The organism is Citrobacter sp. Cpo037 (assembly GCF_030332945.1).
GTDB classification, from domain to species: Bacteria; Pseudomonadota; Gammaproteobacteria; order Enterobacterales; family Enterobacteriaceae; genus Citrobacter; species Citrobacter portucalensis.
The window spans coordinates 22,481-42,227 of the sequence record NZ_JAOWGW010000054.1 but is presented as its reverse complement, the minus strand read 5'-3'; the positions used below and the strand labels follow the sequence as shown (position 1 = coordinate 42,227).

The 19,747-nt window shown below is 53.7% G+C and carries 16 protein-coding genes; 7 read left to right on the top strand and 9 right to left on the bottom strand.

The features are described 5' to 3' along the window. The first annotated feature begins 17 nt into the window (after positions 1 to 17). Positions 18 to 1,910 carry a DNA topoisomerase IV subunit B gene (parE, locus tag OGX94_RS09520; RefSeq protein WP_003024571.1) on the top strand — a complete coding sequence of 631 codons (1,893 nt, stop codon included), beginning with the start codon at positions 18 to 20 and terminating at the stop codon, positions 1,908 to 1,910. Between the two features lie 106 nt (positions 1,911 to 2,016). Here parE and OGX94_RS09515 read toward each other — a convergent pair whose 3' ends face one another. The 4 genes from OGX94_RS09515 to qseB all read right to left on the bottom strand — a co-directional run bounded on the left by OGX94_RS09515 (position 2,017) and on the right by qseB (position 5,058). Beyond that, the gene (locus OGX94_RS09515; protein ID WP_003024557.1) at positions 2,017 to 2,331 is read right to left on the bottom strand and encodes a putative quinol monooxygenase; all 315 of its coding nucleotides are present in this window, start codon (positions 2,329 to 2,331) and stop codon (positions 2,017 to 2,019) included. A gap of 30 nt (positions 2,332 to 2,361) precedes the next feature. Further along, positions 2,362 to 2,943 carry an NAD(P)H-dependent oxidoreductase gene (locus OGX94_RS09510; protein WP_003828397.1) on the bottom strand — a complete coding sequence of 194 codons (582 nt, stop codon included), beginning with the start codon at positions 2,941 to 2,943 and terminating at the stop codon, positions 2,362 to 2,364. Positions 2,944 to 3,052: 109 nt separating this feature from the next. Beyond that, a complete protein-coding gene (qseC, locus tag OGX94_RS09505; protein ID WP_166465309.1) occupies positions 3,053 to 4,402 on the bottom strand; it encodes a quorum sensing histidine kinase QseC in 1,350 nt (449 codons plus the stop codon). Next, positions 4,399 to 5,058, bottom strand: a complete 660-nt coding sequence (qseB, locus tag OGX94_RS09500; protein ID WP_003828394.1) for a quorum sensing response regulator transcription factor QseB — start codon at positions 5,056 to 5,058, stop codon at positions 4,399 to 4,401. The genes qseC and qseB overlap by 4 nt, the downstream gene beginning before the upstream one ends. A 150-nt stretch (positions 5,059 to 5,208) precedes the next feature. On the opposite strand from qseB, the gene OGX94_RS09495 reads away from it, so the two are divergent. From OGX94_RS09495 to ftsP, 4 genes are all read left to right on the top strand, one after another. After that, a complete protein-coding gene (locus tag OGX94_RS09495) occupies positions 5,209 to 5,607 on the top strand; it encodes a YgiW/YdeI family stress tolerance OB fold protein (protein WP_257662110.1) in 399 nt (132 codons plus the stop codon). Between the two features lie 118 nt (positions 5,608 to 5,725). Next, entirely contained in the window at positions 5,726 to 7,984 is a 2,259-nt protein-coding gene (parC, locus tag OGX94_RS09490) for a DNA topoisomerase IV subunit A (protein ID WP_286569104.1), read from the top strand. Between the two features lie 195 nt (positions 7,985 to 8,179). Beyond that, entirely contained in the window at positions 8,180 to 8,917 is a 738-nt protein-coding gene (gene plsC / locus OGX94_RS09485; RefSeq protein WP_003024540.1) for a 1-acylglycerol-3-phosphate O-acyltransferase, read from the top strand. 72 nt (positions 8,918 to 8,989) lie between these two features. Continuing rightward, entirely contained in the window at positions 8,990 to 10,402 is a 1,413-nt protein-coding gene (gene ftsP / locus OGX94_RS09480) for a cell division protein FtsP (RefSeq protein WP_008785819.1), read from the top strand. Positions 10,403 to 10,418: 16 nt separating this feature from the next. On the opposite strand, the gene OGX94_RS09475 is transcribed toward ftsP, so the two are convergent. Then, positions 10,419 to 11,894 carry a TrkH family potassium uptake protein gene (locus tag OGX94_RS09475; RefSeq protein WP_003828387.1) on the bottom strand — a complete coding sequence of 492 codons (1,476 nt, stop codon included), beginning with the start codon at positions 11,892 to 11,894 and terminating at the stop codon, positions 10,419 to 10,421. Positions 11,895 to 12,093: 199 nt separating this feature from the next. Between OGX94_RS09475 and OGX94_RS09470 the strand changes: the two genes are divergently transcribed. Then, a complete protein-coding gene (locus tag OGX94_RS09470) occupies positions 12,094 to 14,265 on the top strand; it encodes a YgiQ family radical SAM protein (protein ID WP_286569103.1) in 2,172 nt (723 codons plus the stop codon). Positions 14,266 to 14,367: 102 nt separating this feature from the next. Here OGX94_RS09470 and OGX94_RS09465 read toward each other — a convergent pair whose 3' ends face one another. From OGX94_RS09465 to yqhD, 4 genes are all read right to left on the bottom strand, one after another. Continuing rightward, on the bottom strand, positions 14,368 to 14,823 hold the full coding sequence (locus OGX94_RS09465; RefSeq protein ID WP_008785817.1) for an HIT family protein: 456 nt from the start codon (positions 14,821 to 14,823) through the stop codon (positions 14,368 to 14,370). Positions 14,824 to 14,867: 44 nt separating this feature from the next. Next, a complete protein-coding gene (locus OGX94_RS09460; protein ID WP_193134702.1) occupies positions 14,868 to 16,322 on the bottom strand; it encodes a DASS family sodium-coupled anion symporter in 1,455 nt (484 codons plus the stop codon). A 188-nt stretch (positions 16,323 to 16,510) separates the two neighbouring features. Further along, complete coding sequence (dkgA, locus tag OGX94_RS09455; RefSeq protein WP_008785816.1) at positions 16,511 to 17,338, bottom strand: 2,5-didehydrogluconate reductase DkgA; 828 nt, start codon at positions 17,336 to 17,338, stop codon at positions 16,511 to 16,513. A 104-nt stretch (positions 17,339 to 17,442) separates the two neighbouring features. Next, positions 17,443 to 18,606, bottom strand: a complete 1,164-nt coding sequence (gene yqhD, locus OGX94_RS09450; protein ID WP_126317410.1) for an alcohol dehydrogenase — start codon at positions 18,604 to 18,606, stop codon at positions 17,443 to 17,445. Positions 18,607 to 18,800: 194 nt separating this feature from the next. On the opposite strand from yqhD, the gene OGX94_RS09445 reads away from it, so the two are divergent. Continuing rightward, positions 18,801 to 19,700, top strand: a complete 900-nt coding sequence (locus OGX94_RS09445) for an AraC family transcriptional regulator (protein WP_032934199.1) — start codon at positions 18,801 to 18,803, stop codon at positions 19,698 to 19,700. The last annotated feature ends 47 nt before the right edge of the window (positions 19,701 to 19,747 follow it).

Here is a 19,747-nt window from a genome sequence, read left to right as displayed (position 1 = left end):
AATTGCTTATTTAAACCATGACGCAAACTTATAACGCTGATGCCATTGAGGTACTCACTGGGCTTGAGCCGGTACGCCGTCGCCCTGGGATGTACACCGATACGACCCGTCCGAACCATCTTGGACAGGAAGTGATTGATAACAGTGTGGATGAAGCACTGGCGGGTCACGCAAAACGCGTGGACGTGATCTTACATGCCGACCAGTCACTGGAAGTCATTGATGACGGACGCGGCATGCCGGTAGATATTCACCCTGAAGAAGGCGTTCCGGCGGTTGAGCTGATCCTCTGTCGTCTGCACGCGGGCGGCAAGTTCTCTAACAAGAACTACCAGTTCTCCGGCGGTCTGCACGGTGTGGGTATCTCCGTCGTCAACGCCCTGTCCAAACGTGTGGAAGTGAACGTACGCCGCGACGGGCAGGTATACAACATCGCGTTTGAGAATGGCGATAAAGTGCAGGATTTACAGGTTGTCGGTACCTGCGGCAAACGCAATACCGGGACCAGCGTGCACTTCTGGCCGGATGAAAGCTTCTTTGACAGCCCGCGTTTTTCTGTTTCGCGCTTAACGCACGTACTGAAAGCAAAAGCGGTACTGTGCCCAGGCGTTGAGATCACTTTTAAGGATGAGGTCAACAACAGCGAGCAGCGCTGGTGCTACCAGGATGGTTTAAATGACTATCTGAGCGAAGCGGTGAATGGCTTACCGACGCTGCCGGAAAAACCGTTTATCGGTAATTTCAGCGGTGAGACGGAGACGGTGGACTGGGCGCTGCTCTGGCTGCCGGAAGGCGGCGAGCTGCTGACCGAAAGCTATGTGAACCTGATCCCAACCATGCAGGGCGGTACGCACGTTAACGGTCTGCGTCAGGGACTGCTGGATGCGATGCGCGAGTTCTGTGAATACCGTAACATCCTGCCGCGTGGCGTGAAGCTGTCGGCGGAAGATATCTGGGATCGCTGTGCTTATGTGTTGTCGGTAAAAATGCAGGATCCGCAGTTTGCCGGACAAACCAAAGAGCGCCTCTCTTCGCGTCAGTGTGCGGCATTCGTCTCTGGCGTGGTGAAAGATGCATTCAGTTTGTGGCTGAACCAGAATGTGCAGTCAGCCGAACTGCTGGCTGAGATGGCGATTTCCAGCGCGCAGCGTCGTCTGCGTGCGGCGAAAAAAGTAGTGCGTAAAAAGCTGACCAGCGGTCCGGCGCTGCCGGGTAAACTGGCGGACTGTACCGCACAGGATCTTAATCGCACCGAACTGTTCCTTGTCGAAGGTGACTCGGCGGGCGGATCGGCCAAGCAGGCGCGCGATCGTGAATATCAGGCGATCATGCCGCTGAAAGGTAAGATCCTCAATACATGGGAAGTCTCTTCCGATGAAGTGCTGGCTTCGCAGGAGGTTCACGATATTTCCGTGGCGATCGGCATCGATCCGGACAGCGACGATCTGAGCCAATTGCGCTACGGCAAGATCTGTATCCTGGCGGATGCGGACTCCGATGGCCTGCACATCGCCACGCTGCTGTGCGCGCTGTTTGTGAAACACTTCCGCACGCTGGTGAAACACGGTCACGTCTACGTGGCGCTGCCGCCGTTATACCGTATCGACCTTGGTAAAGAGGTGTATTACGCGCTGACGGAAGAAGAGAAAGCGGGCGTACTGGAGCAGTTAAAGCGCAAGAAAGGCAAGCCGAACGTGCAGCGCTTTAAAGGTCTGGGTGAAATGAACCCGATGCAGCTTCGTGAAACTACGCTGGATCCGAACACCCGTCGCCTGGTGCAGCTCATTATCGATGATGAAGACGATCAGCGTACCAACGCAATGATGGATATGCTGCTGGCCAAAAAGCGTTCTGAAGATCGTCGAAACTGGTTGCAAGAGAAAGGCGACCTGGCGGATCTCGAAGGGTAATTGCATGTAGAAAAGCCGGAGACGGGCGTAAAATGCCTTATCCGGCTCTCATCTGACGAAGCGATTTATGCCGGATAGCTAAGCGTCACCCGGCAAATCGACAATCTTAAATGCCCGACTCCAGAATACGAATATTCATGTCCAGCACGTCACCTTTCACGGCTTCGCTGTAGGCTTTCATATGCGGGGTCTGCAAATGCGCTTCAAGATGCGCGATGCTTTCCCACTGCTCAACCATCACGATTGAATCTGGCGCTGTGGTCTGAAAACTCACACCTGCGGCATGATCCACCATCGGCGCATAGCCGTGGCAGCCTTCTTCTTTCAGTACGGTCGGAACGATTTTGGCAAACTGATCCAGTACCGCCTGGCGGTGATGTTGACCTGGACGTGTACGGATTTCTGCAATAACGGTAAGCATGGTTAACTCCTTCTAATTCCAGGTTACCAGTTAACCAAAAATTTCGGTCAGATGCTTGCGATATTCTGCGATATAACGCGGGACGTCCGGCATTTTAATCACGTCATTGGTGATAAAGGTCGGCAGCGCTTCCATTCCCAGGAACTGGTTTGCTTTATGGAACGGGAGATAGACGCCATCAACGCCAACGCCATGGAAAAACTGGTCTTTTTCAGTGAAGGCTTCCATCGGTGCGTTCCAGGTCAGGGACAGCATGTATTTTTTGCCCTGAATCAGCCCGCCGGAGCCGTATTTTTTAGAGGCATCTGAACGTGTGCGGCCGTCGCTGGCGTACAGCGTACCGTGACCTTCGGTAAACACGTCATCGATGTATTTTTTCACGGTCCACGGTGCGCCCATCCACCAGCCAGGCATCTGCCAGATAACCGCATCGGCCCAGACGAAATTCTGCACTTCTGCTTTTACGTCATAATCGCTGTCTGCGCGTACGACTTTAACATCATGCCCGAGGTCGCGCAGGATACCGTCCGCGACCTCGGTCAGGGTGTCATTCAGTTGACCATTAGAATGGCCGAATTTTTTCGCCCCGTTGATAATTAGAATGTTGCTCATTTTGTGTCCTCAAGGAAATACGTTTGAGGACGATTTTACTCCCACCAGCGGTGCGGTGAAATTAGCAAAATGTGCAAAGTCTTTTGCTATGTGAGCAACAATAACGCAATTACCAACTGACTTTTGCTTCAAAGCCACCTTCCGGGGCATTGCCAAACGAGGCTGACATCCCATGTAATATCGCGATACGGCGGACAATCGACAGACCGAGACCGCTGCCAGTCACGCTTTGTCCCGGCGGACGATAAAAGCGTTCACCGATGTGTGTAAGTACCTCCGGCGCAACGCCAGGACCATTATCTTTGACGCTGAAGTTACGGGCGTTGAGTGTCACTTCCACAATGCTCCCCTGCGGACTGTAGCGAATGGCATTATCCAGCAGATTTCGTACCATCAGGCTCAGCAACAGCGGCTGTCCTGTGCGCGTTATATTGTGTGCGTTAATCTGCAAACGTACGTCAATATGCGCCTGCTGGGCCGGGTGGTAGATATCCATCACCGCGGATTGCAGTAGCTCCTCCAGCGAGATTTCTGCCACATCCTGAAGATTATCGAGGGAGTCGAGGCGCGAAAGCGTCAGGAGCTGATCGACCAGTCGGGTGGCGCGTTCAATTCCCGCATGCAGCTGCACCAGCGCTTTTTCCCGCGTTTGCGGGTCGTCGTCTGACAGTTGCACCACTTCGGTTTGCACCTTCAGCGCGGTCAACGGACTGCGTAGCTCGTGAGCAGCGTCAGAGGTAAAGCGTCGTTCGCGGACCATCATAGAGTGGATACGGGTAAACAGCTGATTAAGCGATTCAACCAGCGGGCGCACTTCGCTTGGCACACCTTTCGGGTCGAGCGGTTCTTCTGACTCCGGGGCGCGCCAGCGCAGAGCTTGCGCCAGTTTTTTTAGCGGCCTGAGTTCGCGACTCAGCATGACCACCAGGATCAGCAACATCAGCGGCAGCGCAACCAGCCACGGGGTTAACTGTGCGGTAAGGATCGACAGCGCCATATCCTCCCGGTATTCCCACTCCTGGCCCACCACAATGCGATATTTTCCATCAGCGGAATTCAGCCACAGGAAGCGCCAGGAATCGTTGTCGCCCCTGAGTTGGCCGTCGCTAAACCCCTCCCGGCTGTAGCTGTAGGGAATATCCTGGCCATTGTCGCCATCGTGTAGCACCATTTTGCCGTCGGTGGAGTAGATGGCAAACGCCAGTGCGTCGTCATCAATATGGCCATGTTTCAGTTTTTTTGGCGTGCGGGCCATCGTGCTTGAGGTGGTGACATCGCTGATATCCAGCGTGCTAAGCCGCTTGGCGAACAGCATCAGCTGCGTATCAAACAGTTCATCGACATTATCGGTAGTCTGCCTCCAGGCCACAAAACTGGATACGGCCCAGGTCGCTGATGCCAGAATCAGAAAAATAAGCGTTAGCCTGACTCGCAGGCTGAGGCGTTGTGTGAGTTTCATGCGTCACCCAGGGTATAGCCAATGCCATGCACGGTACGGATAAAGTCGCTGCCGAGCTTACGGCGTAAGTGATGGACGTGGACCTCAACCGCATTGCTGGAGACATTTTCGTCCCAGGTATACAGTTTTTCTTCAATCAGTTTGCGGGGCAGGACGCGACCTTTGTTGCGCATCAGCAGTTCCAGCAGCGCGAACTCTTTAGGTTTGAGTGACAAAGGTTCACCCGCCGCCGTGGCGACCAGCGCGCCGGGATCGAGCGTTACCTGGCCATGGCACAATGTGTTGCTGGCCTGGCCGCTGGCACGACGTACCAGTGCCTCCAGTCTGGCGGCAACTTCGATCAGCGCAAAGGGTTTGCATAGATAGTCATCTGCGCCCAGGCGCAGGCCTTCAACGCGTTCTGCCAGCGCGTCTCGAGCGGTCAGAATCAGCACAGGCTCCTGCTTTCCGTTGGCTCGCCATTCGCGCAAAATGTCCCGTCCGTCTATGCCCGGCAGCGTCAGGTCGAGGATTACCGCATCATAAGGTGCGCTGTAGAGTGCTTCTTTCCCTTGGCGACCTTCGGTAAACCAGTCGATGCTGAAACCCATTTTACTCAGACCTGTTTTCAGGCCATCGCCAATCAACGTGTCATCTTCGATCAGTAAAATACGCATATGTTCATCCCTGCGATAACTCATTTGCAGTCAGTAAACCTGTGGCTACAGTCTCTGTACAGCAAAAAAAGTATCTTTTTTTGCCTTAAGAACTTGTTAAGGATTAACTTATTTAATAGTCGTAAACCAACATGAAAGGGAGACATGACGATGAAAAAATTAGCTGCAATGGTTGCCGTAATGGCACTGTGTTCCGCACCTGTTCTGGCAGCTCAGCAGGGCGGCTTCTCTGGGCCAACGACAACCATCACGCAGAGCCAAAACGGCGGATTTGTCGGCCCGAACGGTAGCAGCACGACGGTAGAAAGCGCCAAATCACTGCGTGATGACACCTGGGTTACCCTGCGTGGGAACATCGTTGAGCGTATTTCCGACGACCTGTACGTGTTTAAAGATGCGACCGGCACGGTGAATGTGGATATCGACCACAAGCGCTGGAACGGCGTAACCGTCACACCGCAGGATGTGGTTGAAATCCAGGGTGAAGTGGATAAAGACTGGAACTCCGTTGAGATCGACGTGAAACAGATTACCAAAGTTGCTAAGTAATCCCAATCAGGGCCGCATTCGCGGCCCTTTTCTTTGTGACTCAACACGCCAGATAGGGTAGTATCTGCGGCAATATTGCCCTTCAATAGAGGGGTACAAAGTTGAGGAACCACGATTAATGAGCGATATGGCAGAGCGCCTGGCGCTGCATGAATTCACGGAAAACGCCTATCTGAACTATTCCATGTACGTCATCATGGACAGGGCGTTGCCGTTTATTGGCGATGGTTTGAAACCCGTTCAGCGTCGCATCGTGTACGCGATGTCCGAACTGGGGCTGAATGCCAGCGCCAAATTTAAAAAATCCGCCCGTACCGTCGGTGACGTGCTGGGTAAATACCATCCGCATGGCGACAGCGCCTGCTATGAAGCGATGGTGCTGATGGCGCAGCCGTTCTCTTACCGTTACCCGCTGGTTGACGGGCAGGGGAACTGGGGGGCACCGGACGATCCGAAATCCTTCGCGGCGATGCGTTATACCGAATCACGCCTGTCTAAATATGCGGAAGTCTTGCTGGGCGAACTCGGTCAGGGAACGTCGGACTGGGTGCCAAACTTCGACGGCACCATGCAGGAGCCGAAGATGCTGCCTGCGCGTCTGCCAAATATTCTGCTGAACGGCACGACCGGTATTGCCGTTGGTATGGCAACGGACATTCCGCCGCATAACCTGCGTGAAGTGGCAAAAGCAGCGATTACTCTGATTGAGCAGCCGAAAACGACGCTGGATCAGTTGCTGGATATCGTGCAAGGGCCGGATTACCCGACCGAAGCGGAGATCATTACCTCTCGCGCGGAGATTCGTAAAATTTACGAAAACGGACGCGGCTCCGTACGTATGCGTGCGGTATGGACGAAAGAAGACGGCGCGGTGGTGATTTCCGCGCTGCCGCATCAGGTTTCCGGGGCAAAAGTGCTGGAGCAGATCGCCGCTCAAATGCGCAATAAAAAGCTGCCGATGGTAGACGACCTGCGCGACGAATCGGATCACGAAAACCCGACCCGTCTGGTGATTGTCCCGCGCTCGAATCGTGTGGATATGGAGCAGGTGATGAACCACCTGTTTGCCACTACCGATCTGGAAAAGAGCTACCGTATCAACCTGAACATGATCGGTCTTGATGGTCGTCCGGCGGTGAAAAACCTGCTGGAGATCCTCACCGAATGGCTGGCGTTCCGCCGCGATACCGTGCGTCGCCGCCTGAATTATCGTCTGGAAAAAGTGCTCAAGCGCCTGCACATCCTTGAAGGTTTGCTGGTGGCGTTCCTCAACATTGACGAAGTAATCGAAATTATTCGTCATGAAGATGAACCTAAGCCTGAGCTGATGTCGCGGTTTGGCATTTCTGAAACCCAGGCTGAAGCCATCCTTGAGCTGAAATTGCGCCACCTTGCCAAACTCGAAGAGATGAAAATCCGCGGTGAGCAGGATGTGCTGGCGAAAGAGCGCGATCAGTTGCAGGCCATTCTGGCTTCCGAACGTAAAATGAGTAACCTGCTGAAGAAAGAGCTGCAGGCCGATGCAGACGCCTATGGCGACGATCGTCGTTCTCCGTTGCAGGAGCGCGAAGAAGCGAAGGCGATGAGCGAGCACGACATGCTGCCATCTGAGCCGGTGACCATTGTGTTGTCCCAAAGTGGCTGGGTGCGTAGCGCCAAAGGCCACGACATCGATGCACCGGGATTAAGCTATAAAGCGGGCGACAGCTTTAAGTCGGCAGTGAAGGGTAAGAGCAACCAGCCGGTGGTGTTCGTGGACTCGACCGGACGCAGCTATGCCATCGACCCGATTACGCTGCCGTCGGCGCGTGGTCAGGGTGAACCGCTGACCGGGAAGCTCACGCTGCCGCCAGGCGCGACGGTTGAGCACATGCTGATGGAAGGCGACGATCAGAAACTGCTGATGGCCTCCGATGCGGGCTACGGTTTTGTCTGCACCTTCAATGACCTGGTCGCACGTAACCGTGCTGGTAAGGCGTTGATTACGCTGCCAGAAAATGCGCGCGTGATGCAGCCGGTGGTGATTGAAGATGAAACCGACATGCTACTGGCTATTACCCAGGCCGGTCGCATGTTGATGTTCCCGGTGAGCGATTTACCGCAGTTGTCGAAAGGCAAAGGGAACAAGATCATTAATATCCCTTCAGCGGAAGCGGCGAAAGGCGAGGATGGTCTGGCGCAACTTTACGTGCTGCCGCCGCAGAGCACGCTGACCATCCACGTCGGTAAGCGCAAAATCAAACTGCGTCCTGAAGAGTTGCAGAAAGTGACCGGTGAGCGCGGTCGTCGCGGCACGCTAATGCGTGGTCTGCAGCGTATCGACAGCATTGAGATTGACTCGCCTCGACGCGCCAGTCACGGCGACAGCGAAGAATAACGCTACCGTCCGGCTCTCCCTGTTAAAGCCCAGGGAGAGCCAACGTTAAAAATTCCCGTGAAACCGTTGTTTATTCGTGCGTTGCGATTAACAATACGCTTTTCCAGAGAGCCGCCCTTAACAAAGCCCTAACCTGATACCGCATGATGAATCAGGTGACGTAAAATGCCAGGCTCTTAGGCCTTAGAGGTTGTTATGCTATATATTTTTCGTTTAATTATTACTGTTATTTACTGCGTTCTGGTCTGTATTTTCGGTTGCATATACTGTCTGTTCAGCCCACGAAATCCAAAACACGTCGCAACGTTCGGTCATATGTTTGGCCGCCTGGCTCCCCTTTATGGCCTGAAGGTCGAGTGCCGCATGCCGGCAGACGCGCAGAACTATGGTAATGCTATCTATATTTGTAACCATCAGAACAACTATGACATGGTTACCGCTGCGAATATCGTTCAGCCGCCGACGGTGACAGTAGGTAAAAAAAGCCTGCTGTGGATCCCTTTCTTCGGGCAGCTGTACTGGTTAACCGGTAACCTGTTGATTGACAGAAACAACCGCGCTAAAGCGCACAGCACCATTGCTGCCGTGGTGAATCATTTCAAAAAACGTCGCATTTCTATCTGGATGTTCCCGGAAGGGACGCGTAGCCGTGGTCGCGGTCTGCTGCCGTTTAAAACCGGTGCGTTCCATGCAGCGATTGCTGCAGGTGTCCCGGTCATTCCGGTGTGCGTTTCCACAACCTCGAACAAGATAAAACTCAATCGACTCAATAATGGTCTGGCGATTGTCGAGATGTTGCCGCCGGTGGATATTAGCCACTTTGGGAAAGATCAGGTTCGTGAACTGGCAGCGCATTGCCGCACGCTGATGGAACAAAAAATCGCAGAACTCGATAAAGAAGTTGCTGAGCGGGAAGCCGCCGGTAAGGTTTAATCCGCGCAATTCGGGTTTTTTACAGGAAATGACTTCCTGCGTGTTAATAGCCAGTTTTTTTTTGGAGTTTATATGTCATTCAGTCGGCGTCAGTTCATTCAGGCATCGGGGATCGCACTGTGTGCAGGTGCTGTTCCGCTGAAGGCTAATGCTGCCGGTCAGCAACAACCGTTACCCGTGCCTCCGCTGCTGGAATCCCGCCGGGGGCAGCCGCTATTTATGACGCTGCAACGTGCGCACTGGTCCTTTACGCAAGGCACGCGCGCACCTGTCTGGGGAATTAACGGCCGCTATCTGGGACCGACAATCCGCGTCTGGAAAGGGGATGACGTCAAGCTTATCTACAGCAACCGTCTGACTGAAAATGTCTCGATGACCGTCGCCGGGTTACAGGTACCTGGCCCGCTGATGGGCGGCCCGGCGCGCATGATGTCCCCGAATGCTGACTGGGCGCCGGTGCTACCGATTCGCCAGAATGCCGCCACGTTGTGGTATCACGCTAATACGCCAAATCGTACTGCTCAGCAGGTCTATAACGGTCTTGCCGGGATGTGGCTGGTTGAAGATGAAGTGAGTAAATCACTGTCTATTCCCAACCACTATGGCGTGGATGATTTTCCGGTCATTATCCAGGACAAGCGGCTGGACAACTTTGGCACGCCGGAATACAGCGAGCCCGGCAGCGGTGGCTTTGTCGGTGATACGCTGCTGGTCAATGGGGCGCAAAGCCCGTATGTCGAAGTCTCCCGCGGCTGGGTGCGCTTGCGTTTGCTGAACGCTTCAAACTCGCGTCGTTACCAGCTGCAAATGAGTGATGGCCGTGCTCTGCATGTGATTTCCGGCGATCAGGGTTTTTTACCTGCGCCTGTTTCGGTGAAGCAGCTCTCGCTGGCTCCGGGCGAGCGTCGTGAGATCCTGGTGGATATGACTAATGGTAATGAGGTCTCTATCACCTGTGGTGAGGCGGCCAGTATTGTCGACAGGATCCGCGGGTTCTTTGAGCCTTCCAGTATTCTCATCTCCACGCTGGTATTGACGTTGCGCCCGACAGGTCTTCTGCCGCTGGTGACTGACAGCCTGCCAATGCGCCTGCTGCCAACGGAAATCCTCAGCGGTTCGCCGATTCGCAGCCGTGATATCAGCCTGGACGACGATCCTGGCATCAACGGTCAGCTGTGGGACGTCAATCGTATGGATATTACTGCCCAGCAGGGCTCCTGGGAGCGCTGGACGGTGCGGGCGGATATGCCCCAGTCCTTCCATATTGAAGGCGTCTCGTTCCTGATCCGTAATGTGAATGGCGCGATGCCGTTCCCGGAAGACAGAGGCTGGAAAGATACTGTCTGGGTTGATGGCCAGGTTGAATTACTGGTTTATTACGGACAGCCTTCCTGGGCCCATTTCCCGTTCTACTTTAATAGCCAGACGCTGGAAATGGCGGATCGTGGCTCAATCGGACAGATGTTGGTGAACCCGGCGCCGTAATGCGCCGGGGTATTCGTTACGCCCGCCAGAACATGCGCGAGAACAGGATCAGAATGGGGTAAATCTCCAGACGCCCCATGATCATGGCCGCGCACATCAGTAGCTTTGCTTCCTCGTTTAGGGTGCCAAATGTCGTGGCGGTGACGCCAAATCCTAGCCCCATATTGTTGATGCAGGCGGCGACGGTGGCGAAAGAGGAGAATAGATCGTAGCCCATCAGATTGAGCGCCCAGATAAAAAAGCTGGTGAGCAAAACATAGAGAAAGAAAAAGCTCCATACCGAACGCACTACCCGGTCGCTTACCACGCTATTGCCCACTTTGATATTCAGCAGGGCGCGAGGGTGCGCGAGCTGGTGTAACTCCTGGCGGCACTGCTTGAACATAATCAAAAAGCGCAGCACCTTAATCCCCCCGCAGGTCGATCCCACACAACCGCCGAAGAAACTGGCGCTGAGCAGCATGAAGATCGTGTGCGAAGGCCACTGCGCGTAATCCGCCGTCGACAGGCCATTATCTGTCAGCATCGAACTGGCCAGAAAAAAAGCATGCACCAGGCTGTCCGTTAATCCGTACATGCCTGCCCGCCAAACTTGCCAGGTGGCGATCAGAGTGACCACCAACGCAATAAGCAAAAAGAAACGCAATTCGGCATTACGACGAAAGGGTTTGAAGGTACGTTTCACGATAGCAACGTACCAGAGGGTGAAGTTAAATGCAGACAGCAGTGAAAATATCCCGGCGACAAGCTCAATGGCATGGCTGTTATAAAAGCCGATGCTCTCGCTGCGAGTGGAAAATCCGCCGAGAGAGACCGTCGAAAGCCCGTGGCATAAGGCGTCGAAAAACGACATCCCGGCAGCCCAGTAGGCCAGAGTACAGATCAGACCCAGAATGACATAGGTCATCCACAGCGTACGTGCAGTATCAGCAAGTCTTGGCGTGAGGCGTTCTTCTTTAAAAGGGCCTGGCATTTCAGACTGATACAGCTTCATGCCACCAATACCCAGCAGCGGCAATACCGCTACGGCGAGGACAATAACACCCAGACCGCCAATAAAATTGAGCTGAGCCCGATAGTACAGATACGACTTCGGCAAGGCGCTGACGTCATCAATCACCGTTGCGCCTGTAGTGGTAATTCCAGAAACTCCTTCAAACAGGGCATCCGCAAAAGAGAGGTTTAAGCCATCGTCCATCCACATCGGCATCGCGCTGATAAACGAAAACAACAGCCAGAACAGGACGATAATGACGAAACCATCCCGGGTGCGCAGTTGAATACCCGCATGTTTGGTTGCCAACCACGCCCCGCCGCCGAGGGTGAAGAAAGTCATAAATGTGCTGAAAAAAGCGAACAAGCTCCGCTCTTTATTTAACAAAGCGATGAGCATCGGTGGCAGCATAGAAAAGCTGTAGAGAAGAACCAGAAATCCGCACAGGTGAACAACAACCCGTAACTGGGAAATATGCAGTGAATCGTTGAGTCGCAATGAAAAATCCCCCGCCGAAAAAGAGTTATCTCAGCTGGCTGGCATGGTGTTAATTATGATTGATAAAAATGATCGTCGTAAAATTTAACAATTTATATAACTTTCTACTGGTCTGGTTCAGACTCCACTTCATTTCTTGCCGATATACAGCGTATAATCCTCGGCCTTTGATTATTTTTTTACCATTTTTGGAAGCATTATGAGCGCAATATCCCTGATCCAGCCGGACAGAGACCTTTTCTCCTGGCCGCAGTACTGGGCTGCCTGTTTTGGCCCGGCACCGTTTTTGCCGATGTCACGCGACGAAATGGACCAACTTGGCTGGGATAGCTGCGACATCATTCTGGTTACCGGCGATGCATACGTCGATCATCCCAGCTTTGGCATGGCAATTTGCGGACGTATGCTGGAAGCACAAGGCTTTCGCGTAGGGATTATCGCCCAGCCGGAGTGGAACAACAAAGACGATTTTATGCGTTTGGGTAAACCGAACCTGTTCTTTGGTGTGACCGCAGGCAACATGGACTCGATGATCAACCGCTACACCGCAGATCGCCGACTGCGCCATGACGATGCCTACACACCGGACAACGTTGCGGGCAAACGTCCGGACCGCGCCACGCTGGTCTATACCCAGCGCTGTAAAGAAGCATGGAAAGATGTGCCGGTTATTCTCGGCGGTATTGAGGCCAGCCTGCGCCGTACCGCGCACTATGACTATTGGTCTGATACCGTTCGCCGCTCTGTTCTGGTGGATTCCAAAGCCGACATGCTGATGTTCGGCAACGGCGAACGTCCGCTGGTGGAAGTGGCGCATCGTCTGGCGATGGGCGAAACCATCGATCAGATCCGCGACGTGCGTAACACTGCGATTATGGTTAAAGAAGCGCTGCCGGGCTGGAGTGGGGTGGATTCCACGCGCCTCGACACGCCGGGCAAGATTGACCCGATCCCGCATCCGTATGGTGAAGATCTGCCGTGTGCTGACAACAAACCGGTCGCACCGAAAAAGCAGGAAGCGAAAGCGGTAACCGTACAGCCGCCGCGCCCGAAACCGTGGGAAAAAACCTACGTGCTGCTGCCGTCCTTCGAAAAAGTGAAGAGCGATAAAGTGCTGTATGCGCATGCGTCGCGTATCCTGCACCACGAAACCAACCCAGGCTGTGCGCGTGCGCTGATGCAAAAGCACGGCGATCGCTACATCTGGATCAACCCGCCAGCCATTCCGCTCTCTACCGAAGAGATGGATAGCGTCTTTGCGCTGCCGTACAAACGCGTGCCGCATCCGGCGTATGGCGACAGCCGCATTCCGGCCTATGAGATGATCCGTTTCTCGATCAACATTATGCGTGGCTGCTTTGGCGGCTGTTCGTTCTGTTCGATCACCGAGCACGAAGGTCGTATCATCCAGAGCCGCTCTGAAGACTCGATCATCAATGAAATCGAAGCCATTCGCGACACCGTTCCGGGCTTTACCGGCGTGATTTCCGATCTCGGCGGCCCAACGGCAAACATGTATATGCTGCGCTGTAAGTCACCGCGCGCGGAACAGACCTGCCGTCGTCTGTCATGCGTCTACCCGGATATCTGTCCGCATATGGACACCAACCACGAACCGACGATTAACCTTTATCGTCGAGCGCGTGATTTGAAAGGCATTAAAAAGATCCTCATCGCTTCGGGCGTGCGCTATGACATCGCGGTTGAAGACCCACGCTATATCAAAGAGCTGGCGACCCACCACGTTGGCGGTTATCTCAAGATTGCGCCAGAGCATACCGAAGAAGGCCCGCTGTCGAAGATGATGAAGCCGGGGATGGGCAGCTACGATCGCTTTAAGGAATTGTTCGATACCTACTCTAAACAGGCGGGTAAAGAGCAGTATCTGATCCCGTACTTTATTTCCGCGCACCCAGGTACGCGTGACGAAGATATGGTGAATCTGGCGTTGTGGCTGAAGCAACGTCGTTTCCGTCTGGATCAGGTGCAGAACTTCTATCCATCGCCGTTGGCGAACTCCACAACCATGTATTACACCGGGAAAAACCCGCTGGGTAAAATTGGTTATAAGAGTGAAGATGTGGTGGTGCCGAAAGGTGATAAGCAGCGTCGTTTGCATAAAGCCCTGCTGCGTTACCACGATCCAGCTAACTGGCCGTTAATCCGCCAGGCGCTGGAAGATATGGGTAAAAAGCATCTGATCGGCGGTCGTCGCGAATGTCTGGTCCCGGCACCTACGCTGGAAGAGATGCGCGAGGCGCGTCGCCAGAACCGTCATACCCGTCCGGCGTTGACCAAGCACACACCGGTGGCGCATCAGCGCCAGACGCCTGCTGCAAACAAAAAACGCGGGAAAGTGGCAGGGCGCTAATCTGTCTTGCCCGATGGTGAAAGCTAATCCGGCCTACGTACAGCACAGTTTTGTAGGCCGGATAAGTTCCTTGTACCGCCATCCGGTAGAAAGACGCAGTATTTATGCTTCACGAATTCTGGCCGCTAATGCGGCCAGTTTTGCATCATCCGCTCGTTCGTGGTCATGTGACGACAGATATCCTTCATATTGCTCGAAAAATTTATTCTGCCGCGCTTCAATCGGTTTCCAGTGGGTTAGATCGCCAGTGCCATGCATGGGGCTTAATTTGCTGTGTACATGGTCTACGCCGAAACCTTCGAAGAACATCCCTGTACGACTGACATCCGGGAAAGCCTTATCCAGTTTCTTAGCCACTTTTTGGGTTGCCAGCATCAGATCAGCCAGTGCCTGCGGCGGCATATCGAAGGCATAGCTGGGATAATGCTTTTTCGGGATCACCACGGTAAAACCGTCGGTGTTCGGGAAAATCGACAGAAAAGCCAGATGATGCTCGTCTTCCCAGACCTTATGGCAGGGGGCTTTACCTTCAACTATTTGACAGAAAATACAGGTCATTCCTTTTCTCCGCAGGTAAGGTGATTCGTCTGGACGCAGTCAGTTTAGTACAGACCCAACACCTTCCACCACATCAGACCCACGGTGATAAACACCGCCTGGTTAAACAAGCTGATGATAAATCCTGTGCGCCACCAGACGCCCGTTGGAACATACCCGGCACCAAACAGGATTGGACCGCGAGCGTGGGTGTACTGGGTGAGCGAGCAGTACAAACTGCTGGTGAAGGCCAGCATTAATGCCGTGGGGGCTGCGGGAATATTCAGATGCAGACCGACGCCGAGGAAAACGGCGTACAGCGCGGCAATCTGTGCATTACCGCTGGCAAAAAAGTAGTGGGTATAGAAGTAGGCGGCGTTCAGCAGCAGCAGGACGATCACCCAACTGGTACCGTGCATAGTACTGCTCAGGCTATCGCCGATCAGATTGCCAAACCAGGTGGTGAAGCCCAGTTTTTTCAGCTGGTTCGCCATCATCAACAGCGCGGCAAACCAAATCAGTGTGTCCCATGCACCTTTCTCGCTCTTCACATCTTCCCAGCTCAGAACACCGCTTAGCAATAAAATGGACAGCCCCACGAACGAGGCAGTGGTGGCGTCGACGCCTAACGTATCGCCAAAAATCCATAGCACCAGCAGTACGCCGACGGTAGCCAGCATCAGCCATTCGCCGCGAGACATACTGCCCATTTCCACCAGCTCTTTGCGCGCCAGATTCGGGGCATCCGGCGTGTGCTTAATTTCCGGGCGCACGATCCAGTAGACCAGCAGTGGAACCAGCAGTAAGGACACCAGGCATGGCAGCAGCGCCGCCATAAACCAGCCGCCCCAGGTCAGCGTGACGCCTGCATTGGCCGCCAGTTTCACCGCCAACAGATTGCCGGTATAGCCGGTCATAAAGAGCGCGGCGGTGACGTCGTTGACGTTGCCAATACAGGTGATAAGAAAGGTACCGATTTTACTGCGGGACTCATCTTCCGGGTTCGAATGGAAACTGCGTGCCAGAGAGTCAGCAATCGGATAGATGACGCCGCCGCAGCGTGCTGTATTACTCGGCATTGCCGGGGAGAGGATCAGATCGGCAAAAGCCAGACCATAGGCGAGTCCCAGCGTGCGCTTGCCGAGCAGACGGATCATCTGCAGCGCAATGCGTCGTCCGAGGCCAGTTTTGATAAATCCGCGGGCAATCATAAAAGCCACGACGATAAGCCAGATAAGTGAACTGTTCAGCTCACTCAGTGCCGTGGTGATAGCGCCGCTGGCGGTTTTATCCCCGGCAGCATAGGCGAGTGCAAAAACCGTAATCCCAATAATACCGACCGCGCCGATGGGTAAAACTTTTGCCACGATAGAGGCAATCGTCGCGACGAAGATAATTGCCGAATGCCAGGCTGGCGCACTTAACCCCGAGGGAGGGGTAAGTTGCCACAGTCCGGCAGAAATGAATATTATAAGAATTAATGGGAGCCATTTGACTCCGCTACTTTTTTTCTCAGTCACGCTTACGCACCTATGGATATGGTGAATATATTCATCAAATAAATATATTTATTTAATAATTAACAGGTTATGTTGCGTAATGCTGCTCCAGCGACTGCAAGAAATACATCAATATATGTGCGTGAATTGTTTCCTGATATTTCAAATCAGTAAAGGCCCGACGAGAGTGTCGGGCTGGAGGGAAGGGGTTAACCGCCGAACTGATCCGGGTCTGGCCCCAGACGTTTGCCCTGATCGAGTTTCGCGATTTCGCCTAATTCGTCTTTATCCAGGCGGAAGTCCCAGACGTTAAAGTTTTCTGCGATACGCGCCGGGGTGACTGATTTCGGAATCACCACCAGCCCGCTATCCAGGTGCCAGCGGATGACAATCTGCGCCGGTGATTTGCCATATTTCTCGGCGAGGTCACGGATGATCTTTTGATCAAAGACGTCTTTGCCGCCCTGCGCCAGCGGGCTCCAGGATTCGGTCTGGATTTTATGCGTTGCGTTCCAGGCGTGCAGTTGGCGCTGTTGCATAAGCGGATGAAGTTCGATCTGGTTAATCACTGGAGGTACGCCGGTTTCATCCATCAACCGCTGGAGATGATTGATCTGAAAGTTGCACACGCCGATGCTCTTAATCAGACCTTCTTTTTGCAGGTCGATCATGTTTTCCCACGCTTCAACGTAGTGGTCGATCGCCGGAACCGGCCAGTGCATCAGGTATAGATCGAGGTAATCAAGCTGGAGCTTTTCCATGCTTTCGAGCAAGGCTTCCCGGGGGCGTTTTTGGTCATCATTCCACAGCTTGGTGGTGATGAATAACTCGTCCCGTGGTACGCCAGCATCGCGTATTGCTTTGCCGACACCTTCTTCGTTTTTGTACGCAGCAGCGGTATCAATTGAGCGATACCCCACTTCCAGCGCTTTATGAATGGCGGTGATGACTTCTTCGTTACTTGCCTTCCAGACCCCCAGGCCCAGTTGCGGCATGACGTTACCATCCTGTAGTTTGATAATGGTTGGACCGGTCATAATTCCCCCCCTGGATTACAGTCACCGGGGCAGCCCCCGGTGAGTTAGGTGTGACTTAAGCCTGGTATAAATACCCAAAAACGAAAGGCGGAGGTTAAAAAACCTTAGCGGGCAGCTTCGTAAATCCGACGGCTGACTTCAAGCGTAATGTCCTGATGTTCGCCCAGTTGCGTACCACCGTGTGCTTCCAGTTTTTCCAGCAATGCCGGGATAGAGCTACCGTCCAGGCCGTAGTCAGACAGGCGAGTGGGTACACCCATTTGTTCGAAGAAAGTACGGGTAGCGGCAATGGCGGCGTCGATGCGCTGGTCGTCGGAACCTTCGGTGATATTCCAGATACGCTCTGCGTATTGCAGCAGTTTGGCACGCTTGGTATCACGTTTTTCATTCCACAGCGCTGGCAGAACGATGGCCAGCGTTTGAGCATGATCCAGACCATGCATTGCGGTCAGTTCATGGCCCAACATATGCGTTGCCCAGTCCTGCGGTACGCCTGCGCCAATCAGGCCGTTCAGCGCCTGGGTTGCCGCCCACATGACGTTCGCACGCACGTTGTAGTTTTCCGGCTCCTGCAAGGCTTTCGGACCTTCTTCTACCAGCGTGAGCAGAATGCCTTCGGCAAAGCGATCCTGAATTTTCCCGTCTACCGGATAAGTCACATACTGTTCCACGGTATGAACAAAAGCATCCACAACGCCGTTTGCAACCTGACGCGGCGGCAGGGTGTAGGTGTAAACCGGATCCAGTACGGCAAATACTGGCTGCACAAACGGGGTCATAAAGGCCAGTTTATCGCCGGTGGTTTTACGCGAAATTACCGCGCCGGAGTTAGATTCAGAGCCGGTTGCAGGCAGGGTTAATACGGAGCCCATCGGGATGGCGCTTGTTACGTCGCTGCCGTGGGTTTCCAGAATGCGCCATGGATCGATGCTGTCAGCGTACTGTGCCGCTGCCGCGATGAATTTGGTGCCGTCCAGCACTGAACCGCCACCTACTGCCAGCAGAAACGTCACTTTCTCATCACGCACGATTTTTACTGCGTTCATCAGCGTTTCGTAAGACGGGTTTGGCTCGATACCGCCAAACTCCAGCACATCCAGGCCTTTTAGCGCGTCCTGAACCTGTGCCAGGACGCCGGTTTTTTTCACGCTGCCGCCGCCGTAGGTAACCAGTACGCGAGCGTCCTGAGGAATTTGATCGCGCAGCTCAGCAATCGCGCCTTTACCAAACAAAATACGTGTTGGGGTATGGAGATTAAAGTTGTTCATTGCTCGTTCCCTTTGGTGGGTAATAAAAGAGGGCAGGAGAGTGTCTGCCGGATGATGAACATTGTGGTCGCCCGCCGCGCTGCTCTCAATGCTCATTTCTGCCGATGTCTTGCCCATTTCTACATACTGCTGGAGAAAACGGATAAATCTGCGCATTATGTCAGGGTCGAAAACCGATGATGAAATGGTGCTCCATGAACCGTGATGAGATCTGCCTTCTGCTGACAGATAAAATTAAGCAGCTGAAAAGCAATGAAAATAGACTTAACGAACTGCTGCCAGATGTCCGCCTGCTATACGGTACGGAGCCGGCGGCACGTACACCAGTCATGTATCAGCCAGGCATCATATTTCTCTTTTCGGGACATAAAATTGGTTACATCAATGAGCGCATATTTCGCTATGACGCCAACGAATACCTGCTGCTAACCGTACCTTTACCCTTTGAATGTGAAACCTATGCGACGCCGGAGGTTCCTCTGGCCGGTATTTACCTGAATGTCGATATTCTGCAATTGCAGGAGCTGCTGATGGACATTGGGGAAGACGAACTGTTCCAGCCCGCCATGGCTGCCAGTGGGATTAACTCTGCGACACTCTCTGACGAAATTCTCTGTGCCGCAGAGCGCCTGCTGGATGTAATGGAGCGGCCGCTGGATGCGCGCATTCTGGGGAAACAGATTATTCGCGAGATCCTCTACCATGTGTTGACCGGGCCGCGTGGCGGTGCCTTGCTTGCGCTGGTCAGTCGCCAGACGCATTTCAGTTTGATAAGCCGGGTACTGAAGCGGATTGAAACCAAATACACCGAAAACCTCAATGTAGAACAGCTGGCGGCAGAGGCGAACATGAGCGTGTCGGCGTTTCATCATAATTTTAAAGCGGTTACCAGCACGTCGCCGCTGCAATATCTTAAGAGTTATCGCCTGCATAAAGCGCGGATGATGATGATTCACGATGGAATGAAGGCCAGTGCGGCTGCCATGCGCGTCGGTTATGAGAGCGCATCGCAATTCAGTCGGGAGTTCAAACGTTTCTTTGGCGTAACGCCGGGGGAAGATGCGGCAAGAATTCGTATGATGCAGGGGAGTTGATTTCTTGTAGGCCTGACAGGTACACCGTAGGCTATAAAGCTGCGCGC